Here is a 15,618-nt window from a genome sequence, read left to right as displayed (position 1 = left end):
GCCTCGCGGACACCGCACCCGGCACGCGCCCCGTCGGCACCGCGGACACCCTCCGCAGTCTCCGCCCGACCGGAATCGCAGCCGCCCCCCGCGGCCTCCACCCCACCGGCACCCCCGCCGTCCGTCACGGTCTCCACCCCACTGCAACCGCAGCCGCAGCCGCAGCCGCAGCCCACGGTCTCCACCCCACCGGAACCGTGGTCGCGCCCCCCAGCCGTCACCCCACCGCAACCGCGGCCGGTCCGCCCGGAGCGCGGGCCCCCGCTGTCCGCCGGTGTTCCCGTCCCGCTCACCGTGCCCTCCGCGTCTTGTACAGCACGGCCACGAACGCCGGCACCCCGATCAGCGAGGTGACGACGCCCACCGGCACCTCCCGTGGATCCAGCACCGTCCGGGCGAGCGTGTCCACCCACACCAGGAAGACCGCACCGGCCAGCGCCGTGACCGGCAGCAGCCGGGCGTGCCCGGGCCCGGTCAGTGCCCGGGCCGCGTGCGGCAGGACGAGGCCCACGAAGCCGATCGCCCCGGCCGAGCTGACCAGCGCCGCCGTGAGCAGGGCCGTGACACACAGCAGTACCAGACGGGTGCGGGCCACGGACACCCCGAGCGCGGCGGCCGCGTCCTGCCCGAAGGCGAAGGCGTCGAGGGTGCGGGCGTACGCCAGGCACACCACCAGTGCGACCGCCAGCACGGCCAGGCACAGCCACACGTCCGTCCAGCCGACGCCGCCGAGCGAGCCGAGGAGCCAGAACAGCACGCCCCGGGTCGTCTCGGCGTCGGCGGAGGTCATCACCACGAAGGAGGTGAGCGCCGAGAACAGCTGCATGGCGGCGACGCCGGCCAGGACCACCCGGTCGGTGGTGCCGCCCAGGGTGTGGCTGAGCAGCAGCACCAGCGCGAAGGAGACCAGGGCCCCGAGGAAGGCGCCGGCGGAGACGGAGACCGCTCCGCCGCCCACGCCCAGCACGACCACGACGACCGCACCGGTGGAGGCGCCCGAGGAGACCCCGAGCACGAACGGATCGGCCAGCGGGTTGCGCAACAGCGACTGCATCACCGCTCCGCACACGGCGAGTCCGGCTCCGCACACGGCCGCGAGCAGGGTGCGCGGCAGCCGCAACTGCCAGACGATGCCGTCCCGGAGCGGTGTCAGGTCCGAGCTGCCCAGGCCGAGATGGGCGGCCACGACGGACCACACGTCGGTGACGCGGATGTCGGCGGGGCCGATGGTGATGGCCACGGCGAGGGAGGCGACGAGCGCGGCGGCCCCGGCGGCGCCCAGGGCGAGCCCGGCCCCGCGCCGGGGCCGGGCCCCGGCCTCCGGCAGGTCCGGGGCGGTCACTTCACCAGCCCGAACCGGCGCAGCCCCGCGGCGACCCGTTCCACTCCCTCGACCGTGCGGATGGTCGGGTTCATGGCCTGCCCGCTGAGCAGCACGTACCGCTTGTGCCGGACGGCGTCCATGTTCTTCGTGGCCGGGTTGGACTCCAGGAAGGCGATCTTCCTCGCGGCCGACTCGGCGGTCTGCGACTTGCGGGTCAGGTCGCCGATGACGAGGACGTCGGGGTCGCGTTCGGCGACCGTCTCCCAGTTGACCTGCGGCCACTCCTCGTGCGTGTCGTCGAAGACGTTCTTCGCGCCGAGGGAGCGGGTGATGATGCCGGGCGCCCCGCAACAGCCCGCCATGTAGGGCGACTCGGAGTTGGCGAACCAGTACAGGAGGGTGACGTCGGAGGCGTCGACGCCGGCGGTGGCCTTCTTCATGCGCTGGCGGAGGGAGGCCACGAGCGCGTCGCCGCGTTCCCTCACCCCGAAGACGGCCGCGAGGTCGCGCACCTCGCCGTAGACGGTGTCCATGCCGAGGGCCTTGTCGCGTGCGCCGTCGCCGCCGCCCGAGTTGTCCTTCCCGGCGCAGTCGGACGGCGAGACGTAGGTGGGGACGCCGAGCTTCCCGAACTGTTCGCGGGTGGCGACGCCGCCCGGTCCGAGGGTGGAGACGAAGGAGGCGGCCACGAAGTCCGGGTCCGCGTCCAGGACCCGCTCGAAGGAGGGGTTGTCGTCGGCGATGCGCGGCACCGTCGCGTTGGCCTTCTCCAGTCCCTTCATCACGGGGTCGGTCCAGGTCGCCGTGCCGGCGAGGCGGTCGGCGAGGCCGAGGGAGAGCAGGATCTCGGTGGTGCCCTGGTTGAGGGAGACGGCGTGCCGCGGCGGCGCGGCGACGCGCACCTCGTGGCCGCAGTTGCCGAGGCGGACGGCGGCGGCCTTCGCGGCGGCGGGCTCGGCGTCGCCGCAGCCGGTCAGGAGCAGGGAGCCGGCCGCGAGCAGCAGGACGGCGCGGGCGGGTGGGGCGAGGGGCACGGGAACCAGTCCTCAGTCGTCGAGGGCCCGATCGCGGAGCCCGGTCGTACGGTGCTCCCCCGCCGCGTACCGGCCGCGGGGGCCGCCAGCAGGTCTTCGGACTCGGGTTCACCCGGAACGGAGCGCCTTCCCGGACGTCCGTGCCGGAGTCCAGTGGCCGAGGCCCCGCCCGTCCCCCTCACCGCTGCGCGTCAGTTCCGGATTCCCACCGGATTCCCTGACCCACGTACATGGGTTCGACTGGCCTCGGCAAGCTATCACGGCGGCTCCCCGGGAATCACCGCGCGTCCCGCGCCGTTGCCGGGACAGCACTTCGACCACGACGTCCCGAGGAGGCCGCCGGTGTACGGCGACGAGGCAACGGTCCGCAGGATCCTCAGCGAGCTAGGCGACACCTGGGCCGTGGTGGGCCTGTCGTCGAACCGGCAGCGCGCGGCGTACGGCGTCGCCGCGGTGCTGCAGCGCTTCGGCAAGCGCGTGGTGCCGGTGCACCCGAAGGCGGAGACGGTGCACGGCGAGCAGGGGTACGCGAGCCTGGCGGACATCCCCTTCGACGTGGACGTCGTCGACGTCTTCGTCAACAGCGAGCTCGCCGGGGCCGTCGCGGACGAGGCGGTGGCGAAGGGCGCCAAGGGCGTCTGGTTCCAGCTGGGCGTCGTCGACGAGGCGGCGTACGCGCGGACCCGCGCGGCGGGCCTGGAGATGGTGATGGACCGCTGCCCGGCGATCGAGATCCCGCGGCTCGGGCGGTGACCGCCACGGCGCCCCGCCGCGGGGCGCGGAAACGGTGCGCCCGTCCGGCCGCCGTGCGGGTGCCCGTGCGCCGGCACCGCCTCCATAATGAGCGGCATGACCCGTCTCCCGCCGCCCGCGAACTCCGGTGCCCCGCAACGCTTCCCGGTCGTCGTCGTGGGCGCCGGCCCCGCCGGTCTGACCGTCGGCAACATCCTGCGGGCCGCCTCGGTGGACTGCCTGGTGCTGGAGACCGAGACCCGGGAGTTCATCGAACGGCGGCCGCGGGCGGGCGTCATCGAGGAGTGGGCCGTACGCGGCCTGGAGAAGCGCGGCCTCGCCCGTAACCTGCTGGACCGGGCGGAGCTGCACAGCGCGTGCGAGTTCCGCTTCGGCGGGGAGCGCTACCGGTTCTCCTACGGCGAGCTGACGGGCAGCCACCACTTCGTCTACCCGCAGCCGCTGCTGGTGACGGACCTGGTCCGCGAGTACGCCGACGTGCGCGGCGGGCGGATCCGCTTCGGCGTCCGGGACGTGCGGCTCCACGACCTCGGCTCCGACCGGCCCTCGGTGTCGTACGTCTGTCCCGAGACGGGCGAACGGCAGGTCGTGGAGACCGGGTTCGTCGCCGGGTGTGACGGCGCGCGCGGGGTGTCCCGGGCGTCGCTGCCGCCGGAGCGGGTGCGGATCGCCCGGCACGACTACGGCATCGGCTGGCTGGCGCTGCTCGCCGAGGCTCCGCCGTCCGCGGACTGCGTGCTGTTCGGCTGTCACGCCCGCGGGTTCGCCGGGCAGATGCCGCGCAGCCCGGAGGTGACCCGCTACTACCTGCAGTGCCCGCCGGGCGACGACCCGGAGAACTGGCCGCACGAGCGCGTCTGGGCGGAGCTCCGGGAGCGGCTCGGGGCGTACGGTGCGGCGCCGCTGACCGAAGGGCGGCTGATCGAGAAGCGCGTGCTGGACATGCACGACTACGTGACCGAGCCCATGGCGCACGGCCGTCTCTTCCTCGCCGGCGACGCGGCCCACCTGGTCGCCCCCATCGCGGCCAAGGGCATGAACCTGGCCCTGCACGACGCCTTCCTGCTGGGTGACGCCCTGGTGGACCACCTGACCCGGGGTGAGGACAGGGGTCTGGCCGGCTATGCCGAGGCGTGTCTGCGGCGCGTGTGGGACTACCAGGAGTTCTCGCAGTGGCTGTCCGAGGTGTACCACGGCACGGCGGCGGGCGATCCGTTCCGCGCGGGCACCACGCTGGCCCGGCTGCGCCGGCTGTTCACCTCGCCCGCCGCGGCGGCCGCCTTCGCCGAGCAGTACCTGGGGACGGCCGCGCGGTACTGACTCAGTCGTGCGGCGGCTGATCGCCGATCCGGTGGTCGGTCACGCTCAGTGCCTCGTCCACGAGCCGGCGCAGATGGCCGTCGCGGAGTGAGTAGACGACCCGGCGGCCTTCCTTCCGGGTGTTCACCAGGCCCGCGAGCCGCAGGCGCGCCAGGTGCTGGCTGACGGCCGGCCGGGCCGCCCCGCACGCCTCGGTGAGGGTCGTGACGTCGGCCTCTCCCCCGGTCAGCGCGTGCAGCAGGGCGAGCCGGGTGCGGTCCCCGAGCAGCGCGAGGAGTTCGGCGGCGAGGGCGAACTGCTCCTCGCCGGGGCTGCGCGGATGCGCATGGTGCGCAGGTGACAGGTGCATGCGTGCGCTCATACGCACATAATGGCGCCGTGGGCGCGCGCGCGTCCACCCGCCCGCACCGGAAGGGAACCCCCGTGAGCGACCGGCACGAGCACTCCCACCCCCACGGCCGCGACGACGGCCCGCGCCACGACCGCGAGCACGGCCACGGCCGGCCGCACGACCGCGAGCACGGCCACGGCCGGCCGCACGGCCCGCGCCGCCGCTTGGGGCACCTCCTCACGCCGCACTCCCACGCGGCGGCCGACAAGGTGGACTCGGCCCTGGAGTCCTCGGCACGCGGGATGCGGGCCCTGTGGGTCTCGCTCGCGGTGCTCGGCGCGACGGCGCTGACGCAGGCGTGCGTGGTGGCCGCCTCCGGTTCGGTGGCCCTGCTCGGGGACACGGTGCACAACACCGCCGACGCGCTGACCGCCGTGCCGCTCGGCATCGCCTTCGTGCTGGGGCGGCGGGCGGCCACCCGCCGCTTCACCTACGGCTACGGCCGGGCCGAGGACCTGGCGGGCCTGGTGATCGTGCTGACGATCGCCGCGTCGGCGGTCTTCGCGGGCTGGACGGCCGTCGGCCGCCTGCTCGAACCGCGTCCCGTGGAGCACGTCCCGGCGGTCGCCGTGGCCGCGCTGGTGGGGTTCGCGGGCAATGAGTGGGTGGCCCGCTACCGCATCCGCGTGGGCCGCGCGATCGGTTCCGCCGCGCTGGTCGCCGACGGACTGCACGCCCGCACGGACGGTTTCACCTCCCTGGCCGTACTGCTGGGGGCCGGCGGCTCGGCCCTGGGCCTGCACCTGGCGGACCCGGTCGTCGGCCTGGCGATCACGGCGGCCATCGCGCTGGTCCTGCGGGACGCGGCACGGGAGGTGTTCCGGCGGGTGCTGGACGCCGTCGACCCGGCCCTGGTCGACCGGGCCGAGCGGGCGCTGGCCCAGGTCCCCGGCGTGCGCGGGGTGGGCGAGCTGCGGCTGCGCTGGATCGGCCACCGGCTGCGCGCCGAGGTGGCGGTGGTGGTCGACGGCGGCGTGACGGTGCGCGAGGCCCACCGGATCGCCGTCGACGCCGAGCACGCGCTGCTGCACGCGGTGCCCCGTCTCACCGCGGCCCTGGTGCACGCGGACCCGGAACCGGCCCCCGGCGAGACGGACCCCCATCTGCCGCTGGCGCACCACACGGCGGCGTAGGTCAGGACACCCCGAGCCCTTCGAGGACCACCGCGCCCGGCAGTTCCGCGAACGCCTTGCCCGGCACCAGGAGCTTGCCGCGCCGCCGGCCGCTGCCGACGAGCACGTACGGCAGGTCGACGACGGCGGCGTCCACCAGCACGGGCCAGCCCTCCGGCAGGCCGAGCGGGGTGATGCCGCCGTACTCCATGCCGGTCTCGCCGGTCGCCGTGTCCATCGGGGCGAACGAGGCCTTGCGCGCGCCGAGTCGGCGGCGCACGGCGTTGTTCACGTCGACGCGGGTGGTGGACGGCACGACGCAGGCGGCGAGAGTCGTCTCACCACCGCGCCTGCCGGTCACCACCACACAGTTCGCGGACTGCTCCAGCAGCTCCCGGCCGTAGTGCTCCACGAAGGTGGCCGTGTCGGCCCACTCCGGCTCGGTGTCCACGTAGAGGATCCGCTCTGCCGGGACGGCGCCGCGCCAGTGGCGTACGGCGTCGGCGACCGGGCCGGTCAGTTCGTCGAGGCAGTCGGGGGCCGGGCGGGCGTCGTCGAAGTGTCCGAGGGGTGCGCGCATGGCCGCACGCTAACAACTCCCGGCCGCCCTCGGGGCGGGCGTCTCAGGGCACGGGCGGCACGGAGACGGCCATGACCATCTCCATCGGCACGTCCCCGGTGTTGCCGTACGTGTGCGGGACGTTGGCCTCGAAGTGGACCGTCGCGCCCGCGGGGACGCGGTGCTCGACGCCGTCGACCGTGAGCGTCAGTTCGCCGGCCGTGACGTGGAGCAGTTCGGTCGTGCCGGCGGGGTGAGGGTCCGAGGGGCTGCTCTCGCCGGGCATGAGCCGCCAGTCCCACAGCTCCAGCGGTCCGGGCGCCTCGGTGCCCGCGAGCAGCCGGTTGTAGCTGCCCGCGTCGGTGTGCCACAGCCGTACGGCCTGCTCGGCGGGGACGATGCGGACGTTCGGCCCCTGCTCGTGTTCCAGCAGGGTGGTGATGCTGACGCCGAGCGCGTCACCGATCTTGACGACGGTGCCGAGGCTGGGGTTGGTGCGGGCCTGCTCGATCTGGATGAGCATGCCGCGGCTGACGCCCGCGCGGGCGGCGAGCACGTCCAGGGTGAAGCCGCGCACCGCGCGCCAGTGCTTGACGCTGCGCGCCAGGGACTGGGTCAGCAGGTCGAGGTCCGACACGTTCCGTCCAATATTTTGTATGACACAGCGCAATGCAGTGCACTATGGTCTGGTTGACCTGATCGTTCACTGAACTGTACTGCGAGGTCCGAGCCCCATGACAGCGCTCTTCGCCCTGGCCACCAGCGTGCTGTGGGGTCTGGCCGACTTCGGCGGCGGGCTGCTGACCCGGCGCACCCCCGCGCTCACCGTGGTCGTCGTCTCGCAGTCGATCGCGGTGGCCGTGCTGGGCGCGATCGTCGCGGCGACCGGCGGCTGGAGCGAGGCGGGCCCGCAGTTGTGGTTCGCCGTGGCGGCCGGTCTCGTCGGGCCGGTGGCGATGCTGGCCTTCTACAAGGCGCTCGCGCTGGGTCCCATGGGCGTGGTCTCACCGCTCGGCTCGATCGGCGTGGCCGTGCCGGTCGGGGTGGGTCTGGTGCTGGGCGAACGCCCAGGCCTGCTGCAGTTCGTCGGCATCCTGGTCGCCGTCGCCGGGATCTGCCTCGCGGGCGGCCCCCAGTTCCGGGGCGCTCCGGTGCAGCGCCAGGCCATCGCGCTGACCCTGCTCGCGGCGTTCGGCTTCGGGGCGGTGATGGCCCTGATCGCCGAGGCGTCGACGACACTGACGGGGCTGTTCCTCGCCCTGTTCGTCCAGCGGGTGACCAACGTCGCCGCCGGCGGGCTGGCGCTGTACGTCTCGGTACGGCGGGGCGCGCCCGCGCTCCCGGCGGACGGCTTCCCGTGGCGCACCCTGCCCGCCCTGGCCTTCGTCGGCCTCGCGGACGTCGCCGCCAACGGCACCTACTCGATCGCGGCGCAGCAGGGCCCGGTCACCGTGGCGGCCGTCCTCGCCTCGCTCTACCCGGTGGTGACGGCGGTGGCCGCGCGCGGGTTCCTCCGCGAACGGCTGCGCGCGATCCAGGCCGCGGGCGCGGGACTGGCACTGGTCGGCACGGTCCTGCTCGCGTCGGGCTGAGCCCGGCCCCACGGAGCGGGCTCCGCCCCCCGCCCGCCTCGGCGGCCCGGCTCCAGCCGCACCAGACCGATGGTTTCCCGGACGGAGCTCCAACGGCACCACCCCGGTGCTTCCGGAACCGGGCCGCACTCCACCGGACCCGCGGTTCCGACCCGGTCACCACTCCGCCGCACCGGCGGCCCAGGCACCGGACTCACCCTGCCGCACCGGACCGGCCGTCAGGCACCGCACTCACGCTGCCGCACCGGACCGGCCGTCAGGAGCCGGGCTCCAGCTCGGCCAGACCGGCCGCCGCCTCCTCGTCCAGCTCGGCCAGACGGGCCGCCGTCTCCTCGTCGAGTGCCGACAGCGCCCGCAGTTGCTCGGGGGTGACACCCTCCGGTATCGGCACCGGCGCCGGGGTGCGCAGCGGCGGCTGCCAGCCGTCGGCGGGGGTCCAGCGCCGTACGACGCGGGCCGGCGCGCCCGCGACCACCGCGTGGTCCGGGACCGTGCCCCGCACCACCGCGCCCGCGGCCACCACCACGTTCCGCCCGATCCGGGCCCCGGGCAGGATCACCGCCCCGGTGCCGATCCAGCAGCCGGTGCCGATCTCGACCGGCTCCATCCGCGGCCACTGCTTGCCGATCGGCTGGTGCGGGTCGTCGTAGGAGTGGTTCGTGGACGTGACGTACACGTACGGGCCGAAGTAGCAGTCGCGGCCGATCGTGACCGTGGTGTCCGCGATGACATGGCTGCCGCGGCCCAGGACGACCCCGTCGCCGACGCGCAGGATGGGGTCCGGGCCGAGGTCGAGGTCGGGCATCAGACCGGCCGTGAGCGTGACCTGCTCGCCGATGATGCAGTGGGAGCCGAGGTGGATCCAGGGCTCGCCGAAGACCGTGCCGAGCGGGAAGGCGAGCCTGGTACCTGTTCCCATCGCGCCGAAGCGGTAGCGCCCCGGGTGCTCGGCGGTCACGGAGGCCGTGCGCTGCAGCCAGGCCCAGCCCGCGTGGACGGCGCGCTGCGTCAGGCCCCGCCGCCAGGATGAGAACGTGTTCTTGCGCTTCGGCACGAGCTCACCGTACTCAGCGGAGCGCGCACGCGAAGGGCCGAGGGCCTGTGATCTTCGCCCTACCCGGTGGCGTACGGTGCGGGTGTCCACGACATCTCCGGGAGGCGGGCATGGCACAGCAGGCGATGATCACTGGGATCGGCGGCAGGGAGCCGGAGATCGACGGGTCGGCGTTCGTGGCGCCGACGGCATCGGTGATCGGGGGCGTGACGCTCGGCGCCGGCGCGAGCGTCTGGTACGGGGCCGTGCTGCGCGGGGACGTCGAGTCGATCTCCGTCGGGGCGAGCAGCAACGTGCAGGACAACTGCACGCTCCACGCCGACCCGGGTTTCCCCGTGCGCGTCGGTGAGCGGGTGTCCATCGGGCACAACGCGGTGGTGCACGGGGCGACGGTCGAGGACGACTGCCTCATCGGCATGGGGGCGACCGTGCTGAACGGGGCCGTGATCGGCGCCGGGTCCCTGGTCGCCGCGCAGGCGCTGGTGCCGCAGGGGATGGTGGTGCCGCCCGGGTCGCTGGTCGCCGGGGTGCCCGCGAAGGTGCGGCGGGAGCTGTCCGAGGAGGAGCGGCAGGGCGTCACCCTCAACGGCACGATGTACGCCGAGTTGGCCAAGGCGCACCGGGAGGTGCACGCCTAGCGGGTGCGGCGGGCGGCGCCTCGGGGCTGCACGCTCCGCGTCCCGCCGCCGTCAGCCGGCTCGCGCCCCGGTCGCTTCCAGGGTCCGGCCCGCCTTCTTCGCCTTGCGCTTGATCACCAGCATGGACGTGAGGCCGACCAGGACCGCCGCCACCAGGCCCAGCCAGGAGAAGCGCTTGAGCCAGGACTCCGCGACGACACCGACGTAGTAGATGACCGCCGTCGTGCCGCCGGCCCAGAGGATGCCGCCGAGGACGTTGGCGAGGGCGAACTTCCAGTACGGCATGCGCAGCACACCCGCGAGGGGGCCCGCGAAGATGCGCAGCAGGGCGACGAAGCGGCCGAAGAAGACGGCCCACATGCCCCACTTCTCGAAGGAGCGCTCGGCGGTGGCGACGTGCCCCTCGCTGAAGTGCCGGGGGAACTTCCGGCCCAGCCAGGCCAGCAGGGGCCGCCCGCCCTTGCGGCCGATGGCGTAGCCGATCGAGTCGCCGATGATCGCTCCCGCCGTGGCGCTGGCGCCGAGGACGACGGGGTCGATGTCGCCGTGCTGGGAGGCGAGCAGCGCGGACGAGACCAGGATGATCTCGCCCGGCAGCGGGATGCCCAGGCTCTCCAGACCGATGACCACGCCCACCAGTGCGTAGACGGCGACCGCGGGTACCGTTTCGAGCCACTCCTGGACGTGCAACGCCGGTTCCTTTCCCTGTGCTTCCCTGCGGGCCCCGGGAAGCCTACCGGCTCATAGGACGTCCCTCGTGACTCAGGCGTTCCAGCTCCACTCGGCGACCTCGGGCAGGTCGGTGCCGTGCTCGCGGATCCAGGCGTGGTGGCGGGTGCGGGCGTCGGCTATCCGCTGGCGCACGGCCGTGGCGCGCACCGCGAGGCCGGGGACGCGGTCGATGACGTCCATGACCAGGCGGTAGCGGTCGAGGTCGTTGCGCACCACCATGTCGAACGGGGTCGTCGTGGTGCCGGCCTCCTTGTAACCGCGCACGTGCAGGTTCCTGTGCCCGGTACGGCGGTAGGCCAGGCGGTGGATCAGCCAGGGGTAGCCGTGGTAGGCGAAGATCACCGGCTTGTCCGTGGTGAACAGGCCGTCGTACTCGAAGTCGCTCATCCCGTGCGGGTGCTCCTCCTGGGGCAGCAGCCGGGCCAGGTCGACGACGTTCACCACGCGGACGGACAGTTCGGGCAGGTACCGGCGCAACAGGTGCGCGGCGGCGAGGGTCTCCTGGGTGGGGACGTCCCCGGCGCAGGCCAGGACGGCGTCGGGCTCGCCGCCGTCCTCGGTGCCGGCCCATTCCCAGGTGCCGGCGCCGCGGGCGCAGTGGACCTTGGCCTCGTCCATGGAGAGCCAGTCGAAGCAGGGCTGCTTGCCGGCCACGATCACGTTGACGTAGTCGCGGCTGCGCAGGGCGTGGTCGGCCACCGACAGCAGCGTGTTGGCGTCCGGCGGCAGGTAGACCCGCACCACCTCGGGGCTCTTGTTGAGGACGTGGTCGACGAAGCCGGGGTCCTGGTGGGAGAAGCCGTTGTGGTCCTGGCGCCACACGTGCGAGGTCAGCAGGTAGTTGAGGGAGGCGACGGGGGCGCGCCAGGGCAGGCGCCGGGAGGTGCGCAGCCACTTGATGTGCTGGTTGACCATGGAGTCGACGATGTGCACGAACGCCTCGTAGCAGGAGAACAGTCCGTGCCGGCCGGTGAGGAGGTAGCCCTCCAGCCAGCCCTGGCAGAGGTGTTCGGAGAGGATCTCCATGACGCGGCCGTGCGGGTCGAGGTGCTCGTCGACGTCGAGCGTCCCGGCCTGCCAGGCCTTGCCGCTGGCATCGAACACGGCCTGGAGCCGGTTGGAGGCGGTCTCGTCCGGGCCGACCAGGCGGAAGTTCCGGCGGTCGGCGGTGTCCCGCATGACCTGGGCCAGGAGGTCGCCGAGGACCCGGGTGGGCTCGTGCAGCGTCGTGCCCGGCTTGTCCACGGGGACGGCGAAGTCGTCCAGGGACGGGATCGGCAGGTCACGGACGAGCAGTCCGCCGTTGGCGTGCGGCGTGGCGCCGAGCCTGCGTTCGCCCTCGGGGATCGGCGCCAGGACGTCCGCGACGGGACGGCCCTCGGCGTCGAACAGTTCCTCGGGGCGGTAGGAGCGCAGCCACGCCTCCAGCTGCCGCAGGTGCTCCGGGTTGTCCCGGACCCCGGACAGCGGCACCTGGTGGGCGCGCCAGGTGTTCTCGACCGGTTGGCCGTCGACCTCGGCCGGGCCCGTCCAGCCCTTCGGGGTGCGCAGCACGATGACGGGCCAGCGCGGGCGCTCGGTCACCCCCCGCTCGCGGGCGGCGTGCTGGGCCTCGGCGATACGGTCCAGCGCGGTGTCCATCGCCCGGGCCATCTGCCGGTGCACCCGCGCGGGGTCGTCGCCGGAGACGTGGACCGGCTCGTGGCCGTAGCCGCGCAGGAGCGCGTCGAGTTCGTCCTCGGACAGCCGGGACAGCACCGTCGGGTTGGCGATCTTGTACCCGTTCAGGTGCAGGATGGGCAGCACGGCCCCGTCGTGCACCGGGTCGAGGAACTTGTTGGAGTGCCAGGACGCCGCCAGCGGACCGGTCTCCGCCTCGCCGTCGCCGATCACGCAGGCGACCAGCAGGTCCGGGTTGTCCAGGGCGGCACCGTAGGCGTGCGCGAGGGAGTAGCCGAGTTCGCCGCCCTCGTGGAGGGAGCCGGGTACCTCGGGAGCGACGTGGCTGGGCACACCGCCGGGGAACGAGAACTGCCGCATCAGCCGCTCCATGCCCCGGGCGTCCCGCGACACGTCCGGGTACTTCTCGCCGTAGCTGCCCTCCAGCCAGGAGTTGGCCAGGACCGAGGGCCCGCCGTGCCCGGGGCCCCAGATGCACAGGGCGTCCAGACCGCGCTGCGCGATGACCCGGTTGAGGTGGGTGTAGACGAGGTTCAGGCCGGGCGAGGTGCCCCAGTGCCCCAGCAGCCGGGGCTTGATGTGCTCAGGGCGCAGCGGCTCGGTGAGCAGCGGGTTGGTGAGCAGGTAGATCTGACCGGCCGCCAGGTAGTTGGCGGCCCGCCAGTGGGCGTCCAGGGTGCGCAGTTCGTCGTCGGTCGGTGCGGTCGTGGTCTCCGGGCGCGGTGCCTCGGGCATGGGTGACTCCCTGGGTTCTGCGACGGCTCCAGGAGGAGTACCAGTGTGGTCCGGATCGATGCCGGTCGCCTCTCGGCCGTGCGCCCGCCGGGGGCGGTTCCGGTCGGTCTCAGCCACCCACGCGTACGCGCGTGCGCAGCCGCAGGTCCCGGGACGACGCCCCGATCCACAGGGTGCGCGGGCCGGTGCCGAGCACCCAGTCGTGGAGCGCGGGGTCCCAGCAGGACAGGCTCCGCCGCTCGACCCGTACGGTGACGCACCGCTCCTGCCCGGCCCGCAGCGCGAGCCGCCGGTACCCGGCCAGCACGCGCACCGGCTGGTCGAGCGGGAGGTCCGGGGACGGGCCGGCGTAGACCTGCGGTACGTCCACGCCCTCGCGCGGGCCGGTGTTGCGGACGGTGAAGGCCACGTCGAGCCCGTCGCCCGTCCAGCGCGCGTCCGGGTCCCGGTAGGCGAAGGAGGTGTACGACAGACCGTGCCCGAAGGGGAACAGCGGCCGCACGTCCTCGGCGTCGTACCAGCGGTGGCCGACGTGCACGCCCTCGGTGTAGTGCTCGGTGCCGTCCACGCCGGGGTAGCGGCGCGGGTCCCCGGCGACGGGGTGGTGGTCGTCGTCGGCCGGGAAGGTCTGGGTGAGGCGTCCGCCGGGGTCGCGCTCGCCGAACAGGACGGCGGCGGTGGCGGCGGCTCCTTCCTGGCCGGGGTAGTACATCTGGAGCACGGCGCCGGTGCGCTCCAGCCACGGCATGGACGTCGCGGACGAGGTGTTGAGGACGACGGTGGTGCGCGGGTTGGCCGCGGTGACGGCCTCGATCAGCCGCTCCTGGTTGCCGGGGAGGGCGACGGTCGTGCGGTCCCGGCCCTCGATGGCGTCCTCGTAGGCGAAGAGGACGACGTCCCGGGCGGCGCGGGCGATCCGTACGGCTTCCGCCACGTCTTCGGCGCGGGTCGCCTCGGTGATGTGCCGCAGCCGGAACAGCAGGCCGGCGTCTCCGCCCCGCGCCGTGACGGACAGCCGGTGACCGCCCCGGGTGAGCGTCACGGTCGCGCGGCGTACGGACAGCCCGTCGTCCGCGTGCGTGAGCAGGCCGCCGGTGAAGTACTCGTCCCAGCCGGGCGTCAGCGGGAAGAGCTCCTCGCCGTCGAGGAGGACCCGCGGGCGGAGCGGGGGCGTGCCGGAGTAGTGGAGCACGAGGGTCCAGGTCTGCGTCGCGTCGACGGTGAGCGTGCCGTCGTAGTGCCACGTCCGGCCGGGCTCGACGTGCCGCGCCTCGGTGTCGAGGGCGGGATCGAGCGCGCTCGCCGGTACGGGCTTGCCGAAGACGTCCTCGCCCAGCGCGTGGGTCACCCGGGCGGCGCGCGACCGGATGGCGTCCAGGGGGCTGTCGGCGTGCTCGGGCACGACGTGGGCGCTGCCGCCGCCGCTGACCAGGGGGCGGGCGCCGGTCGGCCCGATCACGGCGACGCTGCCGCCGCCGGTCAGGGGCAGGGTGCCGTCCGTGTTGCGCAGCAGGGTGGCGCCCGCCTCGGCGACCTCACGGGCGACGGCCGCACCGGCCGCGGCGTCCCGGTCCGGGCGGGGTGGGGCGGTGCCGTCGAGCAGCCCGAAGCGGTCCATGACGGTCAGGACGCGGCGGACGGCCCGGTCGACGTCGGTCTCGGACACACCACCGTCCCGCACGGCCGAGGTGAGGGGCGCGCCGAAGTGGGTGCCGTCGGGCATCTCCATGTCGAGGCCCGCCAGGAGGGCCGCGCGGGTGCTGTGCGCGGCGGACCAGTCCGTCATCACGAAGCCGGCGAAGCCCCAGCGTTCGCGCAGGACGCCGGTGAGCAGGGCCTCGTTCTCGCAGGCGAAGGTGCCGTTGACCTTGTTGTAGGCGCCCATCACCGCCCCGGCCCCGGCGGCGACGGCCGCTTCGAAGCCGCGCAGTTCGGTCTCGTTGAGCGTTTGCTCGTCCACGCGCACGTCGACCGTCATGCGGTCGCGTTCCTGGTTGTTCAGCGCGAAGTGCTTGACCGTCGCGATGAGCCCCTCGCCCTGGATGCCCTCGATCTCGGCGGCGACCAGGTGGGCGGTGAGCAGCGGATCCTCGCTGAAGGTCTCGAAGTTGCGGCCGGCGTACGGGGTGCGGATGAGGTTGACCATCGGGGAGAGCAGCACGTCCTGGCCGAGGGCGCGGCCCTCCCGCCCGATGACCCGGCCGTAGCGCCGGGCCAGGTCCGGGTCGAAGGCGGAGGCCAGCATCACGGGGGCGGGCAGGGCCGTGGCGTGCCGGGTGACCCGGACCCCGGCCGGGCCGTCGGCGAGCCGCAGGGCCGGGATGCCGAGCCGCTCGACGCCGGGCACGTAACCCGCCTGCCCGAGCGGCCGCGGGTCGGTGGCGCCGTGCAGCAGGGAGATCTTCTCGTCCAGGGTGAGGCGGGCGAGCAGCCCTTCGACGCGGGCGTCACCGTCCGGGCCGTGTTCGTCCCGCGCCGGGGTGGCGTGTCCTTGCCGCGTCCCAGCCTCGTGCTCCTCCCGCGCGCGGGAGGCACGGGAGGGTGCCGCGGCGACGGCGGTGATCGCACCGCCGAGCAGACACAGGGCGGTGCGCCGGGGGTGACGGGGGGCGGTGTCGTTCATGCACCGCACTATGGGCCAGGCGGAGGGCGGCGCCCCGCCGGACACCACGGGCGGGACGGGTGAACCGGGGC

At 74.1% G+C, this 15,618-nt stretch carries 14 protein-coding genes and 1 riboswitch; of the genes, 5 read left to right on the top strand and 9 right to left on the bottom strand.

Annotation, left to right across the window (positions count from 1 at the left end; genetic code table 11):
* Positions 1–289: 289 nt before the first annotated feature.
* Positions 290–1,342: a FecCD family ABC transporter permease gene (locus tag AC07DA_RS23370; protein WP_479130116.1), complete on the bottom strand. Its 1,053-nt coding sequence runs from the start codon at positions 1,340–1,342 to the stop codon at positions 290–292.
* Positions 1,339–2,358 (bottom strand): ABC transporter substrate-binding protein, encoded by a 1,020-nt coding sequence (locus tag AC07DA_RS23365; RefSeq protein WP_479130115.1) that lies wholly within the window; start codon positions 2,356–2,358, stop codon positions 1,339–1,341. The genes AC07DA_RS23370 and AC07DA_RS23365 overlap by 4 nt, the downstream gene beginning before the upstream one ends.
* Before the next feature lie 84 nt (positions 2,359–2,442).
* Positions 2,443–2,603, bottom strand: a riboswitch (cobalamin riboswitch).
* Positions 2,604–2,700: 97 nt separating this feature from the next.
* Between AC07DA_RS23365 and AC07DA_RS23360 the strand changes: the two genes are divergently transcribed.
* Complete coding sequence (locus AC07DA_RS23360; protein ID WP_479130114.1) at positions 2,701–3,111, top strand: CoA-binding protein; 411 nt, start codon at positions 2,701–2,703, stop codon at positions 3,109–3,111.
* A gap of 96 nt (positions 3,112–3,207) precedes the next feature.
* Positions 3,208–4,431, top strand: coding sequence for a 4-hydroxybenzoate 3-monooxygenase (locus AC07DA_RS23355; protein WP_479130113.1), 1,224 nt, complete (start codon positions 3,208–3,210; stop codon positions 4,429–4,431).
* 1 nt (position 4,432) lies between these two features.
* Here the strand turns inward: AC07DA_RS23355 and AC07DA_RS23350 are convergent, their stop codons facing one another.
* Positions 4,433–4,792, bottom strand: a complete 360-nt coding sequence (locus AC07DA_RS23350) for an ArsR/SmtB family transcription factor (protein ID WP_479130112.1) — start codon at positions 4,790–4,792, stop codon at positions 4,433–4,435.
* 62 nt (positions 4,793–4,854) lie between these two features.
* On the opposite strand from AC07DA_RS23350, the gene AC07DA_RS23345 reads away from it, so the two are divergent.
* Positions 4,855–5,955, top strand: coding sequence for a cation diffusion facilitator family transporter (locus AC07DA_RS23345; protein ID WP_479130111.1), 1,101 nt, complete (start codon positions 4,855–4,857; stop codon positions 5,953–5,955).
* A gap of 1 nt (position 5,956) precedes the next feature.
* Here AC07DA_RS23345 and AC07DA_RS23340 read toward each other — a convergent pair whose 3' ends face one another.
* A complete protein-coding gene (locus AC07DA_RS23340) occupies positions 5,957–6,514 on the bottom strand; it encodes a YbaK/EbsC family protein (protein ID WP_479130110.1) in 558 nt (185 codons plus the stop codon).
* A 43-nt stretch (positions 6,515–6,557) separates the two neighbouring features.
* Positions 6,558–7,130, bottom strand: coding sequence for an XRE family transcriptional regulator (locus AC07DA_RS23335; RefSeq protein WP_479130109.1), 573 nt, complete (start codon positions 7,128–7,130; stop codon positions 6,558–6,560).
* Positions 7,131–7,227: 97 nt separating this feature from the next.
* On the opposite strand from AC07DA_RS23335, the gene AC07DA_RS23330 reads away from it, so the two are divergent.
* The gene (locus AC07DA_RS23330; protein ID WP_479130108.1) at positions 7,228–8,085 is read left to right on the top strand and encodes an EamA family transporter; all 858 of its coding nucleotides are present in this window, start codon (positions 7,228–7,230) and stop codon (positions 8,083–8,085) included.
* A 256-nt stretch (positions 8,086–8,341) separates the two neighbouring features.
* Here AC07DA_RS23330 and AC07DA_RS23325 read toward each other — a convergent pair whose 3' ends face one another.
* Positions 8,342–9,139 carry an acyltransferase gene (locus AC07DA_RS23325; RefSeq protein WP_479130107.1) on the bottom strand — a complete coding sequence of 266 codons (798 nt, stop codon included), beginning with the start codon at positions 9,137–9,139 and terminating at the stop codon, positions 8,342–8,344.
* 110 nt (positions 9,140–9,249) lie between these two features.
* On the opposite strand from AC07DA_RS23325, the gene AC07DA_RS23320 reads away from it, so the two are divergent.
* Positions 9,250–9,777, top strand: coding sequence for a gamma carbonic anhydrase family protein (locus AC07DA_RS23320; RefSeq protein ID WP_479130106.1), 528 nt, complete (start codon positions 9,250–9,252; stop codon positions 9,775–9,777).
* A 51-nt stretch (positions 9,778–9,828) separates the two neighbouring features.
* Here AC07DA_RS23320 and AC07DA_RS23315 read toward each other — a convergent pair whose 3' ends face one another.
* The 3 genes from AC07DA_RS23315 to AC07DA_RS23305 form a co-directional block, all read right to left on the bottom strand.
* Entirely contained in the window at positions 9,829–10,467 is a 639-nt protein-coding gene (locus AC07DA_RS23315) for a DedA family protein (protein ID WP_479130105.1), read from the bottom strand.
* A gap of 72 nt (positions 10,468–10,539) precedes the next feature.
* Positions 10,540–12,924: a phosphoketolase family protein gene (locus AC07DA_RS23310; RefSeq protein WP_479130103.1), complete on the bottom strand. Its 2,385-nt coding sequence runs from the start codon at positions 12,922–12,924 to the stop codon at positions 10,540–10,542.
* 109 nt (positions 12,925–13,033) lie between these two features.
* Positions 13,034–15,547, bottom strand: a complete 2,514-nt coding sequence (locus AC07DA_RS23305) for a beta-glucosidase (protein WP_479130102.1) — start codon at positions 15,545–15,547, stop codon at positions 13,034–13,036.
* Between the last annotated feature and the right edge of the window lie 71 nt (positions 15,548–15,618).

This window comes from Streptomyces sp. NPDC044921 (assembly GCF_056432865.1).
This window is presented reverse-complemented; position numbering and strand designations above follow the sequence as displayed.

What these genes read in the sequence shown, in the direction of transcription:
- AC07DA_RS23305 (WP_479130102.1), bottom strand. Translation starts at nt 15,547, where the DNA reads ATGAACGACACCGCCCCCCGTCACCCCCGGCGCACCGCCCTGTGTCTG.
- AC07DA_RS23340 (WP_479130110.1), bottom strand. Translation starts at nt 6,514, where the DNA reads ATGCGCGCACCCCTCGGACACTTCGACGACGCCCGCCCGGCCCCCGAC.
- AC07DA_RS23320 (WP_479130106.1), top strand. Translation starts at nt 9,250, where the DNA reads ATGGCACAGCAGGCGATGATCACTGGGATCGGCGGCAGGGAGCCGGAG.
- AC07DA_RS23355 (WP_479130113.1), top strand. Translation starts at nt 3,208, where the DNA reads ATGACCCGTCTCCCGCCGCCCGCGAACTCCGGTGCCCCGCAACGCTTC.
- AC07DA_RS23310 (WP_479130103.1), bottom strand. Translation starts at nt 12,924, where the DNA reads ATGCCCGAGGCACCGCGCCCGGAGACCACGACCGCACCGACCGACGAC.
- AC07DA_RS23330 (WP_479130108.1), top strand. Translation starts at nt 7,228, where the DNA reads ATGACAGCGCTCTTCGCCCTGGCCACCAGCGTGCTGTGGGGTCTGGCC.
- AC07DA_RS23350 (WP_479130112.1), bottom strand. Translation starts at nt 4,792, where the DNA reads ATGAGCGCACGCATGCACCTGTCACCTGCGCACCATGCGCATCCGCGC.